Source organism: Christiangramia forsetii KT0803 (genome assembly GCF_000060345.1).
Taxonomy (GTDB): domain Bacteria; phylum Bacteroidota; class Bacteroidia; order Flavobacteriales; family Flavobacteriaceae; genus Christiangramia; species Christiangramia forsetii.
Window position 1 is genome coordinate 3,745,090 of sequence record NC_008571.1, and the last position, 14,227, is coordinate 3,759,316.

Consider the following 14,227-nt stretch of genomic DNA (forward strand, 5'->3'; position numbering starts at 1 on the left):
GCCCCAATCAAGGGGCTTTTCTATTATCTAACAATTTTGGAAATTACTCCGCATCTACTTTAAAATCTTCTTCGGAAACTCCTTCGTTTACTAAGATTTCAGAAACTTTGAATTCAAAAGACTGTGGTCCCATGCTTTGAGCGATCATAAATGGAAACTTAACGCCTTCCACTTCCTGATAATCACTAAACATTGTAGGGATAGTCATAGATTGACCACCTTGATTTACAGTTTTCACAGATTTAACTTTCAATCCGCTTTCTACAGAGTAGAAATTCTTGTTGTTTTCATCCATCATAACTACATAAGCGTCTTTTCCATCAACCTGTTCTATACCATTTACCTTGGCATCGCCAACAGTTAATTCAGGAAACGGAGTAGCTTCAGTCTTAGCAGCTTCAATTTGTTCTTCGCTATAAGGCATTTTTTGACCCTGAGCCATCACATACCCTGTCTCTCCGTTGAAAACATTCTTGTTCATCACATTTCCATTCATGGAGATAGCTTGAGAAGACATTCCATTCGTGGTTTGCTTAGCTTCAAGATTTAGTTGCATTCCCTGGATTTCAGCACCGGCCATCATGACTACGCTCTCCACTTTATTCACTGCATCTTTACCACCTATAGCATCAATATATTTAGAGAATACTTTCTCAGCTGTTACAGAAGCATCTACTTTCTTAGCTTCCGGCTTTTCTGTCTTTTCACCAAATCTATTGTAGTAATTGATTGGAATAGTTTTACCGTTATAAGTCATTTTTTCAAGGTTCTCCAATACATCAGAACCTTTACCTGCAATTACAATTCTAGAGTTATCTGCCATGAAATATTTCTTAGCAACTCTTTGAACATCTTCTTTGGTTACTTCATCAATCTTTTCAAGATATTCTTCATAGAAGTTATCGTCAAGATCTTCAGTTTCAATTTCCATCGCAAAATTAGAAATGGTTGTTGGTTGTTCTAAAGCAAGTACAAAATCTCCGGTAAGTTTTGCTTTTGCATTTGCAAGTTCACTATCAGTTACCTTCTCATTTCTAATTTTATATACCTCGTCAAGAAATGCCACCACAGAACTATCTGTTACTTCATTTCTAACGCTTGCACTGGCTACGAAAGTAGAAGCGTATTTGTCATTTCCTGCACTGGAATATGCTCCGTAGGTGTAACCTTTGTCTTCACGAAGATTTAGGAAAAGTCTGGCTTCACCACCACCACCTAAGATCTTGTTTGCAACAAGAACAGGGAAATAATCGCCATCTTTTTTCTTAAGATCTATCGTGTTTACTAATGCGATCTCACTTTGTACAGCATTAGGCATGTTAACAAAGTTAATCTCTGTTTTTTCTACATTAGATACCGCTGGCATATTTGCTTTTGGAACTTCAGCTCCTTTCCAGCTAGAAAAACTCTTTTTTACGAGGTCTTTCACTTCATCTTCATCTACATCTCCAACAATTATTAAATAAGCGCTTTTTGGAGAGAACCATTTGCTGTAATAAGATTTTACATCTGCAAGTTGAATTGCATTTACAGTTTCTTCAGTAGAAAATTCACCATAAGGGTGGTCTTTACCATATGCAAGTGCAGAGCGAACCCTTCTTGCGTTATAGGAAACATCTTTTTCACTTTGTTTTAATCCATCAATGGTTCTGGCTTTAGACTTATCAAATTCTTCCTGAGTGAATTCAGGATTAACCATGCCATCTGCCATTAACTTTAGAACTTCAGGGAAATACTTTGATAAGGTATTGGCGGTAGCCCCTCCAGAATAGAAGTTAAGTCTTGCCCCAAGAAAATCAACTTTTTCGTTGAATTCGTCTTTAGACATATTCTTAGTTCCGGTTCCTAAAAGGTCTCCGGTAAGTCCGGAAACCCCGGCTTTAGAACCTTCGAGGTGTGGAGGATTGTCAAATCTTAGTGATATACCTACTCTGGGTAATTTATGATTTTCAACAATCATTACCTGTAATCCGTTGTCAAGATCAAAAGTTTCAGGTTCATCAATATTTACTTTCGGAGCAGGTCCCGGTTCGGGCATCGTGCTACGGTCTATTTGAGCTGAAACCCCAACAGATATCGTAAGAAACGCTGCTAGAGTTAATATATTTTTTCTCATTATTTTCAATTTTTTTGATTTATTATTCTGCCTGATCGCTTGCAGGTAGGTATTCTAATACTACTCTCTGGCTAGGCTTAAGGTACTCGCCTGCAACTCTTTTGATATCTTCACGAGTGATAGCGCGATAAATCTCGATCTCATCATTAATAAGATCTGTGTTTCCGTAAAGAAGATAGTTTCGAGCTAAAGAGTTGGCGATTCCTGCAACACTTGAATTCGAGTTTACGAAACTGTTCTCTGCTTTATTCTGAAGTTTCTGAAAGTCATTTTCAGAAATCATCTCATTTCTAAGTTTGGCGATCTCTTTTTCAATTTCAGTATTCAAAGTCTCCAGGGAAGTTTCTCCTAGTGGGATTGTGAAAATAAGATACATTCCATAATCTTCCTGCTCAAGGTTAAAAGCTCCAACCTGTAAGGCTTGTTTTTGCTCATCTACAAGTTTCTTATATAATTTAGAGCTGTTACCATCACTAAGGTAATCTGAAATCATATTAAGTACATAAGAATCCTTTTTGGTAAAAGAAGGAGTTCTATATCCTATTACTGAAGCAGGTATTTGGATATTTGTATCATATGCTTTTGCATTGATTTGCTCTGTGATCGGTTCTTCTTTTGGATAATCTCTGGTGATCTCCTCACCTTTTTCGATAGGTCCAAAATAATCCTTGATCATTTTCTTTGTTTCATCGATTTTAATATCCCCTGCAACAACTAAAACTGCGTTGTTAGGAACATAATATTTGTCAAAATATGCCTTAAACTCATCAAGAGTTGCAGCATCAAGATCTTCCATGTAGCCAACATTCGGATCTTTATATGGATGTTTTACAAACATATTATCCTGCATAGACTGAAGAAGGTTTCCGTAAGGAGAGTTGTCGTAACGAAGTCTTCTTTCTTCTTTTACAACTTCATTCTGCGTGTCAACACCTTTTTGACCGATGATCGGGTGCATCATTCTTTCAGATTCCATCCAAAGGCCAAGCTCTAAATTATTAGATGGGAAAACCTCATAATAATAGGTTCTATCCTGGCTTGTGTTCGCATTGTTGCTTCCACCATTAGAAGCTACGATCTCAAACCATTTTCCATTTGGAATGTTTTCTGTCCCTTCAAAAAGAAGATGTTCAAAGAAATGCGCCATTCCGGTTCTACCATCTTCACGGTCTTTTCCACCAACGTGGTACATCACAGAGGTTGTAACAACAGGGGCAGAATTATCCTTATGCAGGATCACGTGCAGCCCATTGTCTAAATCATACTCAGAGAATTCAACTTCCTGAGCGAATCCTACTAATCCTATAAAGAAAAAGCAGAATAACAGTCTTAGTTTGTTAATCATTTTAAAATAAGTTTTTTCAATTTTAAATATTTGTAACAGTTACGGGTGAAAAGTTACAGAAATTTGAAGAAAATAAATCAATTATGCGTAATGTGTTAAAATTAACATGCTGTTAAGGTAAAAACCGCTACAATTTTTAGAAATTTAGACTTAAAATCTCAAAATGCTATGGGTAAATTCAGTATTCCTATTAAATATGGGGTTGCGATTGCAGCCGGTTTAATTGCTTATTTTTTAATTTTGTCTCTCTTTGGGGGTCATGTAAATCCTATTTACAGTTTGTTTAATGGGGTGATCATGGCATATGGTATGTTTGAAGCCATTAAACATTACAGACTACATAAAGGGAATAAATTCAAATATCAAAAAGGTTTTATGGCGAGTCTCTTAACGGGATTTAATGCAACCATTATTTTTACTATTTTCTTCGGACTTTATGCGGCAGAATTCAATCCAGGTTTTTTAGATGACCTTATTAGTGTTTGGATTACCGATTATAATACGAATATAGGTATAGTGCTTTTTGTTGTCGCTGTTATGGGGTTTGCCACAAGCTTAGTTCTTACGCTTGCATATATGCAGTTATTTAAACAGTCATGGAACACTAAAGAAGCTAAAAAGCATACTATTTCAGGTAATTCTGAAAAATAGAAAAACCTTTGTGAATTAATTAATTAGAATTATATTTGCACCCGCTTGCGTGAAAACGTAAGTTATATTTTATGCATTTTAATAATTAATTATACGCTATGTACGCAATTGTAGAGATAGCAGGGCAGCAATTTAAAGTTGCAAAAGACCAAAAGGTTTATGTTAACCGTTTAGCAGGAGAAGAAGGAGATAGTATCTCTTTTGATAAAGTACTTCTTACTGCAGATGGTGATAGTATAACCGTTGGCGCCCCGGCTATAGATGGAGCTCTTGTTGGAGCCAAAATCAATCGTCACTTAAAAGGTGATAAGGTTATTGTATTCAAAAAGAAAAGACGTAAAGGATACCGTGTTAAGAACGGCCACCGTCAAGCTCTAACAGAGATTCTTATTGAAGGGATAGACCTTAAAGGAGGAAAAAAAGCTACTTCAACTAAAAAGGCTGAGCCTAAAAAAGAAGAAGCAAAGAAAGAAACTAAGAAGAGTGATGATGCCAGTTCTGATAAAAAATCAGAAGACCTTAGCCAGAATACAGTTGTAGAACTTAGAGAAATGGCTAAAGAAAAAGGTGTTGAAGGTTATTCTTCTATGAAGAAAGCAGAATTGATTGCTGCATTAAGCTAAGTTAAACTACTAAAAACGAAATAAAATGGCACATAAAAAAGGAGTTGGTAGTTCCAAGAACGGTAGAGAATCAGAATCAAAACGCTTAGGTGTGAAGATTTTTGGTGGACAAGCTGCTATTGCTGGAAATATCATTGTAAGACAAAGAGGTACTGCACATCGTCCAGGTGACAATGTTTACGCAGGAAAAGATCATACGCTACACGCTAGAGTAGATGGTCTTGTAAAGTTTACAAAAAAGAAAGATGATAAATCTTATGTTTCTATTGAGCCTTTTGAAGCTTAATTAGAAATAAACTTTTATATAAGAACCCTTTCATTATTTTATTGAAAGGGTTTTTTTTGCTGTAGAATCATTTTTGTTTAATTTTATACCATAAAAGATAAACAAAAATGAGCGTAGTAGATGATTTTCAATTTGATGAAAGACAGGTAGATCGAATTATTGCAATGGCCTGGGAAGATAGAACCACTTTTGAAGCAATAGAATATCAATTTGGATTAACCGAGAAGCAGGTGATTAAATTTATGAAAGAGCAGATGCATCCTCATAATTGGAGAAAGTGGAGAGCACGTGTTCAGGGTAGAAAGACAAAACATGAAAAGTTGAGGGGAGATGAAGTGAAAAGATTTAAAAGTAATTCTCAAAGATTAATCACAGGGAATAGAATTTCCAAGAAGAAATATTAAATAAAAATCCCCGCCCTACACGGGGATTTTTAAAAAAACCAAACAAAAAAAAAGGGAATTAATTTAAATTGAAAGTACTTATTAAATTAATCTCGTTTCCCTTATAGGAGTACTGAGAAAGTATATTGTCCCCAACCATAAGTAATCTCTCATCCAGGGGGATTACATCATAGGTGTTAATGTTATTGAATTGATCGATATACTCAAGGTTAGGGGTGTTTTCTATTCCGAATATTTTTAAACCGGCACTTCCATCACATACAAAGAGCCAATTATCCTTTACACCCAGTCCATAGGGACTCACCATGCCGTAGGTACCAACCACTTCAGGCTGAGCTTTATCTGAAATATCAACAATTTCGAGCTGATTCAAATCCTGGCCGCAGGCATTACCACCACGTATGGTGACATAGGCATAATTGTCTTTAACTACAACAGGATCACATCCAAGAACGTGCTGTAAAAACGAAAGTTTTTCGGGTTTTTCGGGATTTTCAATGCTATAAATGTACATTCCGGTACTGCTTCCCAGATATAAATGATCTTGATAATTAAAGATAGTTTCTATTTGCCATCCTATATACTCATTACTAATCCTGATAGGGTTGGAAGGAGTTGATATATCAAAAGCCGAAAGTGAAGATTCGTCGGCAACATATAAATAATTATCGTTTAAGCTAAATCTCGCCATACTTCCACCGGTTCCGGTAGTTCCTCCACCGCTATCTCCATTAGCGAATTCGGGCATAGGGGAATCGTCCCTTGCATACTCAATCTTTCTCTTTTCAATTAAATAACCAATAATTACTTCCTGACTTGGATCAAAACTTGCAAAATCAACGTAGCTAACACCTTCCGGAGCCGTTGCGTAATAGTTAGGGAATACATCCTGAACCCTGCCCACTTCAGAAATTTTATCAATATTGCTTATATCAAAAACAACCAGATCCATTCCGTTATCGGCATAAAGTTTTTCATTCTTTATGGCGATATCCATATTTCTAGGAATTTTGAGAAATTTGATATTTTGGGGATTAAAAGGATCGGTGTTATCTATAATATGAACACCTTCGTTTTTATCATTAATGAAAATATAATCTTTCCAGGCATATATTTTTCCTGATTCCTGTATCGTTCTGGGTTCCTGAACTTTCACCGAAGCTCTAAAGTCTGCGATAGATTGTGTAACCGGTACTGCAACATTTGAAAGATTAGCTTCTTTATCATCTTCGCAAGATTGGAAGCTGAAAAACATCAATAAGAGTGGAAGGAATAGAAGCTTTTTCATTTTAAAACCCGGTTAGTTACTTTGTAGATGCAATTAAAAAGAAAAGGTTGCGTGTATATTTATAATTTTTTTTCTGTCACTTTGTCAGAACTGTCTTTAGTCCTATCTTTGCCAATCTAAAAACCGACAGGTTATTAAAGAATTATGGAGAAGATAATAGACGAGAAGAAGCAGGGAAACTCTTTGGTATTGGAGCCTAAGGCGAAGAACACCCGTAAACTTTTTATTGAAAGTTATGGCTGTGCAATGAATTTTAGCGATAGCGAGATAGTGGCCTCTATTCTTTCAAAAGAAGGTTTTAATACAACACAAAACCTGGAAGAAGCAGATCTTGTTTTGGTAAATACCTGTTCTATAAGGGAGAAGGCTGAACAAACTGTACGCAAGCGTTTAGAAAAATATAATGCTGTAAAGAGAATCAATCCTGGAATGAAGGTAGGTGTTCTTGGTTGTATGGCTGAGCGTTTGAAAGATAAATTTTTGGAAGAAGAAAAGATCGTGGACCTTGTTGTAGGTCCAGACGCCTATAAAGATCTTCCTAATCTTATAAATGAGGTAGAAGAAGGCCGGGATGCTATTAATGTGATTTTAAGTAAGGAAGAGACTTACGGAGATATTTCACCGGTAAGATTACAGAGCAACGGAGTTTCGGCATTCGTGTCTATTACCCGTGGATGTGATAATATGTGTACTTTTTGTGTAGTTCCTTTTACAAGAGGGCGTGAAAGAAGCCGGGATCCCCAAAGTATTGTGGAGGAGGTAAATGATCTTGCAGCTAAAGGATACAAAGAGATTACGCTTTTGGGTCAGAATGTAGATAGTTATCTATGGTATGGCGGCGGACTCAAAAAGGATTTCAAAAATGCTACAGAAATTCAGAAAGCTACGGCGACTAATTTTGCCGCGCTTTTAAAACTTGTTGCTGAAGCTCAGCCGAAAATGAGAATTCGCTTTTCTACTTCTAATCCGCAGGATATGACGCTGGATGTAATTGAAGCAATGGCAGCATATAGAAATATTTGTAATTACATTCATTTACCGGTACAGAGTGGAAGCGATCGTATTTTGAAGAAAATGAATCGTCTCCATACGAGGGAAGAATATTTTACCTTGATAGATAATATCAAGAAGATGATCCCTAATTGCGGAATATCTCATGACCTTATCACAGGTTTCCCTACAGAAACTGAAGAAGACCATCAGGATACGCTGTCTCTAATGGAATATGTGAAATATGATTTCGGGTATATGTTTACCTATTCTGAAAGACCAGGAACAACAGCCGAGCGTAAACTTGAAGATGATATTCCTGAAGAGACTAAGAAAAGAAGACTTCAGGAGATTGTAGATCTTCAGCAAAAGCATAGTAAACAAAATACAAATTCAGTAATAGGGACTACGGTTGAAGTATTAATTGAGAAAGAATCTAAAAAATCTAATAAGCATTGGAGTGGTCGAAATGAGCGAAATACGGTGACCGTATTTTCAAAAGAAAACTACCAAATTGGAGATTTTGTGAAAGTCAAAATTCATGATTGTACCAGTGCGACTTTAATAGGGGAGCCAATAGGATTAAGCGATAACAATTAAATAACTCCTGAATATCAGGATATAGAATATATGGAATCAGTTCAGGCAATTAAACAACGTTTTGGAATTATTGGTGATGATCCAAAACTTAACCGTGCGGTTGAAAAAGCGATACAGGTGGCTCCTACAGATATTTCGGTATTGGTAACCGGAGAAAGTGGGGTGGGAAAGGAAAGTATTCCTAAAATTATTCACGCGCTATCACATAGAAAACATGGTAAATATATAGCAGTAAACTGTGGGGCAATTCCGGAAGGCACAATAGATAGTGAGCTTTTTGGTCATGAAAAAGGAGCTTTTACCGGTGCGACTCAAACCAGGAACGGGTATTTTGAAGTTGCAGATGGAGGTACCATCTTTTTAGATGAAGTAGGGGAATTACCGTTGCCTACCCAGGTTAGATTGCTTCGGGTTCTCGAAAATGGCGAATTTATAAAAGTAGGGTCCTCGAAGGTTCAAAAAACGAATGTACGTATTGTGGCGGCTACTAACATTAATATGTTCGAGTCTATTCAAAAGCAGAAATTTCGGGAAGATCTTTATTATCGTTTGAGTACGGTGGAGATCAATCTTCCTCCGCTTCGTGATAGAAAGGATGATATTCATCTGTTATTTAGAAAATTCGCTTCAGATTTTGGCCTTAAATACAAAATGCCAACTATAAAACTGGAAGATGAGGCTGTTGCCCTATTGCTGAAATATCGCTGGGGCGGAAATATCCGTCAGCTTAGAAATATTGCTGAACAGATCTCGGTTTTAGAACAAAGTAGAATTATAACGGCTTCAGATTTGCGACATTATCTTCCGGATGTGGGGAGTAATCTTCCTGCAGTGATTTCAGATAAAAAGAAAGAAGGGGATTTCAGTAATGAGAGGGAAATCCTGTATAAGGTGCTTTTTGATATGAAAGGTGATCTTAATGATCTTAAGAAGTTAACATTGAAACTGATGCAGGATGGCGATAGTAAACAGGTTCAGGATGAAAATGAAGGGCTTATAGAGAAAATTTATGGAAATAGCGGGGATGATATTGATGAAGCCGATATAGATGAAGATGAATTAAACGTACTCCAGATTCCCGAACAAAATTCATCTGCTTCAAAACAGGAAGAAAAAGATAAGTATTATTTTGCTGAAGAAATCGAAGAGGAAGAAACCCTTTCTTTACAGGATAAGGAATTGGAGCTAATTAAGAAATCATTAGAACGACATAGCGGTAAGAGAAAAGCTGCTGCAGATGAACTGGGGATAAGCGAAAGAACGCTCTACAGAAAGATTAAACAATATAATTTGTAGAAATAAGCCGTCGGCCTAATGCTATAAGCTTTTGTTCTGAAATTTAGTATTTTGGTTCTCAAATAGCTTAGGGCTTAGAGTTTAAGGCTTACAGCTAAAAACATATGAAGAAACTATTTTTTATTTTTTGCTCCATCTTACTCTTAAGCCTGCAGGCTTGCGGTATTTACTCCTTTACCGGGGCAGATACAGGTAAAGCTGAAACTTTCCAGGTAAACTTTTTTCAGAATAATGCTGATCTCGTAGAACCGGGAATAGACAGGGCTTTTACAAATTCATTGCAGGATCTTATATTAAACCAAACAAGTTTAAGTCTTACCAATACTAATGGAGACCTGATTTTTGAGGGGGAGATCACGCAGTTTTATATTTCACCAATGTCTGCAACGGCGCAGAATACAGCAGCACAGAACAGGTTAACCATTTCTGTAAATGTTAGATACTACAATACTTTGGAACCGGAGAAAGACTTTGAAAATCGTTTTTCATTCTATTATGATTATCCGGCTCAGACGCAATTAGTAGGTGCAGCCCTGGAGACGGCGCTTGATGAGATTTATAACAGGTTGACCCAGGATATTTTTAATGCGGCATTGACCGACTGGTAATGGAGGTAAATAAACTTACATATCTTTTAGAGAATCCGGGAGAGATCACCTCAGAAGATACTCGCGAGATCGAAGGTGTGCTATCTAAAGCGCCCTATTTCCAGGCAGCAAGAGCCATTAGACTCAAAGGGCTAAAAGAACATCAGGAGTTTAGTTATAATGATGCATTAAAGAAAACGGCGGCGTACACTACAGACAGAAGTATTTTGTTTGATTTTATAACCTCTCCGGAATTTAATCAGAACCAGATTGCGAAACAAATTCGTGAGCAGGATGAGAAATTGAAGCAGATCACGGTTTACGAAGCCGAAGAAGTTCACGGTAAGCGCAGTCTGGATATCAATGAGGCTATTAAGATGAAGCAGTCTGAATCTGAAAGAGTGATGGATCCTGCTTTGTTTGAAAGACCTGCAACAACAGACGTAAACGAAAATGAGCGGGTTGAACCAAATGAACCTTCTGAAGAAAAATTAGGAATCGGAAAACCTTTAGAATTTGATGGAAAAGAATCTCACTCTTTTTCAGAATGGTTAAAACTTACTAAAGCAAAACCTGTAGAAAGAGAAGAAGAGAAAATAGATCAGGAAACCGATGAGGGACGTTCGAGAAAGTTTGAACTTATAGAGGAGTTTATTTCTAAAAACCCGAAAATTAAACCTGGTAAAAAAGCTAATAAAGCAAACCTTGCAGAAAATAGTATTACCGCTCCAGAGTCATTGATGACAGAGACTTTAGCCAAGGTTTATTTAGAACAAAAAAACTATAAAAAGGCCATCCAGGCATATAAAATATTAATTTTGAAAAATCCCGAAAAAAGTGGTTTCTTTGCAGACCAAATTCGGGCAATAGAGAAATTACAAGACACTAATAACGATTAAGAATGAGTACATTCACTATATTTTTAGCTTTAATAATTATCGTAGCATTTTTGCTGGTAGTTGTGATTATGGTACAAAATCCTAAAGGAGGAGGGCTTTCTTCATCTTTTGGTGGCGGAGGTCAACAAATTGGAGGAGTAAAAAAGACAGGAGATTTTCTTGATAAAAGTACGTGGACGTTAGCAACATTATTATTGGTGCTAATATTACTTTCTAACGTAACTATTATGGATGCTCCGGCTGAAACTGGAACCAGAGTTTTTGAAAGTGATGAGCCTGTAAATACAGAAGCTCCTGCAACTCAAACTCCGGCACAACAACCAATGAAAACTGACAGTACTCAGTAAATTTCACAAAACATTATACTTTGAAAATGCCAGCTTATGACAAGCTGGCATTTTTTTTTGGCTTATGGCAGAAATAAACTACTGGCATAATTTTAGAAATATCCCTAGCAACATTGAAAAAATTAATTAACCTATAATAAAATTTCGAAAAAAATGGGACTAAACGTTAAGCCACTTTCAGATAGGGTTGTTATTGAACCTGCTGCTGCAGAAAACAAAACTGCCTCTGGTATTATTATTCCTGAAACTGCTAAAGAGAAACCTCAAAGAGGTAAAGTAGTAGCTGTTGGTAAGGGAACCAAAGATCACGAAATGACCGTTAAAGAAGGTGATATGGTGCTTTATGGAAAATATGCCGGTACTGAGCTAAAGCTGGAAGGTACAGACTACCTTATAATGAGGGAAGATGATATACTTGCAATCGTATAAGTTTTTCTAAAAATATAGTTGCCTTGCAACCGCAGGGTATCAATTCAATAAAAATTAATTAACCACATTTTCAGAATTTAGAAAACTCTGAAAATTAAAATTTATAAAAATGGCAAAAGATATAAAATTTGACATCCAGGCCCGTAACGGGATTAAACGTGGAGTAGATGCATTGGCCAATGCTGTAAAAGTAACCTTAGGACCTAAAGGGCGTAATGTTATTATCAGTAAGTCTTTTGGTGCACCAACCGTAACTAAAGATGGTGTAACTGTAGCAAAAGAGATCGAACTTGAAGATCCTCTAGAAAATATGGGAGCTCAAATGGTAAAAGAAGTTGCTTCTAAAACCAACGATCTTGCTGGTGATGGTACTACTACTGCAACTGTGCTTGCTCAGGCAATCGTACAGGAAGGTTTGAAGAACGTTGCTGCAGGTGCAAACCCGATGGATCTTAAAAGAGGAATCGATAAAGCTGTAGAAGCACTTACTGCAGATCTTGCAAAACAAACTAAAGAAGTTGGTGATTCTTCAGAAAAAATTAAGCAGGTAGCTTCTATTTCTGCCAACAACGATGATATGATCGGTGATTTGATCGCTCAGGCATTCGGAAAAGTTGGAAAAGAAGGAGTTATTACTGTTGAAGAAGCAAAAGGTACTGAAACGCATGTAGATGTTGTGGAAGGGATGCAGTTTGATAGAGGTTATCTTTCTCCATATTTCGTTACGAATTCAGAGAAAATGACAGCAGATCTTGAAGATCCTTATATCCTTCTTTTTGATAAGAAGATTTCTTCAATGAAAGATCTACTTCCGGTACTGGAGCCAGTAGCTCAATCTGGAAAACCATTATTGATCATTGCTGAAGATGTTGACGGAGAAGCACTTGCTACGCTGGTTGTAAATAAACTTCGTGGATCACTTAAAATTGCAGCTGTAAAAGCTCCAGGTTTTGGTGACCGTAGAAAAGCAATGTTAGAAGATATCGCTATTCTCACAGGAGGAACTGTAATTTCTGAAGAAAGAGGTTTCTCTCTTGAGAACGCAACGATAGATATGTTGGGTACTGCTGAAAAAGTAGCTATTGATAAAGATAATACTACTGTAGTAAATGGAGCTGGAGATGATAAGGCGATCAAAGAACGTGTGAACCAGATCAAAGCTCAGATAGAGTCTACTACTTCAGATTATGATAGAGAGAAGCTACAGGAGCGTCTTGCTAAATTAGCAGGTGGTGTTGCCGTACTTTATGTAGGTGCAGCTTCAGAAGTTGAAATGAAAGAGAAGAAAGACCGTGTAGATGATGCACTTCATGCAACCAGAGCGGCTGTAGAAGAAGGTATTGTTGCCGGTGGTGGTGTTGCTTTAATTAGAGCTCAGGTTGTACTTAGCAAGATCAAAACTGAAAATCCTGATGAAGCTACCGGAGTTAAAATTGTCTCTAAAGCAATTGAATCTCCATTAAGAACCATTGTTGAAAATGCTGGAGGAGAAGGTTCTGTAGTGATCAATAAAGTTCTTGAAGGTAAAAAAGACTTTGGTTATGATGCGAAGACTGAAACATATGTAGATATGCTGAAGGCTGGTATTATAGATCCTAAGAAAGTAACCAGAGTAGCACTTGAAAATGCTGCATCTGTTGCCGGAATGATCCTTACTACCGAGTGTGCACTGACCGATATTCCAGAAGATAATGCTGGTGGAGGCGGAATGCCACAAGGTATGGGTGGCGGAATGCCAGGAATGATGTAGTAAATACATCCATACTCAATATAAAAAACCCGACTTCTCAGTCGGGTTTTTGTTTTATGTGAGCTTTTATAGATTACTCGGGAGATTCCATAAAATCAAAACCTCCTTTACGCAGGTTGATCCCGAATTCCAGATACGCTTTTAAACAGGCCAGAAAATTTGCCCATCCTTCTGTATTTCTCCCATACCAAACGATTCCTTCTTCTGTAGCCTGCATTTTTCCTTCGGTAATTTTTACTAATGTGGAGTTATTAGGTTTTTCTTCTAAGGTAATTTTGACTTGCAGTAACTCATCTTTAGCTCCTTCCCATTCAAAAATGATCAATTTTGGAGCAGTGGTTTTAATCACCCTCACGGGGACTTCCATATCTTCAAATTCCGGAAATTTCCAGGTTACAGAGATCCCTTCTTCCATTTTACCGGTGCTTTCGGAAATAAAATAATGAGACATTTTTTCCGGATCTACGATTGCTTCAAAAACCTCCTGTGCCGTTTTTCTAATCTGTAAAGCTGCTTTAATTTCCAGTTCTTTCATAAATACGTGCTTTAAAACTTCAATATCGTAAATTTTAGTGAAGCTTATCTTTCTGCTATCTGAATAAATTAACCGGAGTTA

General features: G+C 37.0%; 15 protein-coding genes. 11 read left to right on the plus strand and 4 right to left on the minus strand.

Translation table 11 applies throughout. The annotated features are described in order from the left end of the window. Positions 1 to 43: 43 nt before the first annotated feature. Together GFO_RS16900 and GFO_RS16905 are read right to left on the minus strand one after the other, a co-directional pair. Positions 44 to 2,116, minus strand: a complete 2,073-nt coding sequence (locus GFO_RS16900; RefSeq protein WP_011711422.1) for a M16 family metallopeptidase — start codon at positions 2,114 to 2,116, stop codon at positions 44 to 46. 22 nt (positions 2,117 to 2,138) lie between these two features. Continuing rightward, entirely contained in the window at positions 2,139 to 3,461 is a 1,323-nt protein-coding gene (locus GFO_RS16905; protein WP_011711423.1) for a M16 family metallopeptidase, read from the minus strand. A 168-nt stretch (positions 3,462 to 3,629) separates the two neighbouring features. Here GFO_RS16905 and GFO_RS16910 point away from each other — a divergent pair, with 168 nt between their 5' ends. The 4 genes from GFO_RS16910 to GFO_RS16925 all read left to right on the plus strand — a co-directional run bounded on the left by GFO_RS16910 (position 3,630) and on the right by GFO_RS16925 (position 5,425). After that, positions 3,630 to 4,112: a DUF4199 domain-containing protein gene (locus GFO_RS16910; protein WP_011711424.1), complete on the plus strand. Its 483-nt coding sequence runs from the start codon at positions 3,630 to 3,632 to the stop codon at positions 4,110 to 4,112. A gap of 98 nt (positions 4,113 to 4,210) precedes the next feature. Continuing rightward, on the plus strand, positions 4,211 to 4,735 hold the full coding sequence (gene rplU / locus GFO_RS16915; protein ID WP_011711425.1) for a 50S ribosomal protein L21: 525 nt from the start codon (positions 4,211 to 4,213) through the stop codon (positions 4,733 to 4,735). A gap of 25 nt (positions 4,736 to 4,760) precedes the next feature. Then, on the plus strand, positions 4,761 to 5,021 hold the full coding sequence (gene rpmA, locus GFO_RS16920) for a 50S ribosomal protein L27 (protein WP_011711426.1): 261 nt from the start codon (positions 4,761 to 4,763) through the stop codon (positions 5,019 to 5,021). A gap of 107 nt (positions 5,022 to 5,128) precedes the next feature. Continuing rightward, positions 5,129 to 5,425 (plus strand): TIGR03643 family protein, encoded by a 297-nt coding sequence (locus GFO_RS16925; protein WP_011711427.1) that lies wholly within the window; start codon positions 5,129 to 5,131, stop codon positions 5,423 to 5,425. Between the two features lie 58 nt (positions 5,426 to 5,483). Here the strand turns inward: GFO_RS16925 and GFO_RS16930 are convergent, their stop codons facing one another. Continuing rightward, the gene (locus GFO_RS16930) at positions 5,484 to 6,713 is read right to left on the minus strand and encodes an LVIVD repeat-containing protein (protein ID WP_011711428.1); all 1,230 of its coding nucleotides are present in this window, start codon (positions 6,711 to 6,713) and stop codon (positions 5,484 to 5,486) included. 144 nt (positions 6,714 to 6,857) lie between these two features. On the opposite strand from GFO_RS16930, the gene miaB reads away from it, so the two are divergent. The 7 genes from miaB (at position 6,858) to groL (ending at position 13,611) form a co-directional block, all read left to right on the plus strand. After that, complete coding sequence (gene miaB / locus GFO_RS16935) at positions 6,858 to 8,303, plus strand: tRNA (N6-isopentenyl adenosine(37)-C2)-methylthiotransferase MiaB (RefSeq protein ID WP_011711429.1); 1,446 nt, start codon at positions 6,858 to 6,860, stop codon at positions 8,301 to 8,303. 30 nt (positions 8,304 to 8,333) lie between these two features. Continuing rightward, complete coding sequence (locus GFO_RS16940) at positions 8,334 to 9,599, plus strand: sigma-54 interaction domain-containing protein (protein WP_011711430.1); 1,266 nt, start codon at positions 8,334 to 8,336, stop codon at positions 9,597 to 9,599. Between the two features lie 104 nt (positions 9,600 to 9,703). Beyond that, positions 9,704 to 10,207 (plus strand): LptE family protein, encoded by a 504-nt coding sequence (locus tag GFO_RS16945; protein ID WP_011711431.1) that lies wholly within the window; start codon positions 9,704 to 9,706, stop codon positions 10,205 to 10,207. Continuing rightward, positions 10,207 to 11,085 carry a hypothetical protein gene (locus tag GFO_RS16950; RefSeq protein ID WP_011711432.1) on the plus strand — a complete coding sequence of 293 codons (879 nt, stop codon included), beginning with the start codon at positions 10,207 to 10,209 and terminating at the stop codon, positions 11,083 to 11,085. Before GFO_RS16945 ends, GFO_RS16950 begins: the two co-directional genes overlap by 1 nt. A gap of 2 nt (positions 11,086 to 11,087) precedes the next feature. Then, positions 11,088 to 11,432: a preprotein translocase subunit SecG gene (gene secG / locus GFO_RS16955; RefSeq protein ID WP_011711433.1), complete on the plus strand. Its 345-nt coding sequence runs from the start codon at positions 11,088 to 11,090 to the stop codon at positions 11,430 to 11,432. A gap of 153 nt (positions 11,433 to 11,585) precedes the next feature. Further along, the gene (locus tag GFO_RS16960) at positions 11,586 to 11,861 is read left to right on the plus strand and encodes a co-chaperone GroES (RefSeq protein WP_011711434.1); all 276 of its coding nucleotides are present in this window, start codon (positions 11,586 to 11,588) and stop codon (positions 11,859 to 11,861) included. 109 nt (positions 11,862 to 11,970) lie between these two features. Next, a complete protein-coding gene (gene groL / locus GFO_RS16965) occupies positions 11,971 to 13,611 on the plus strand; it encodes a chaperonin GroEL (protein WP_011711435.1) in 1,641 nt (546 codons plus the stop codon). A 73-nt stretch (positions 13,612 to 13,684) separates the two neighbouring features. Here groL and GFO_RS16970 read toward each other — a convergent pair whose 3' ends face one another. Next, positions 13,685 to 14,146, minus strand: coding sequence for an SRPBCC family protein (locus GFO_RS16970; RefSeq protein WP_011711436.1), 462 nt, complete (start codon positions 14,144 to 14,146; stop codon positions 13,685 to 13,687). Between the last annotated feature and the right edge of the window lie 81 nt (positions 14,147 to 14,227).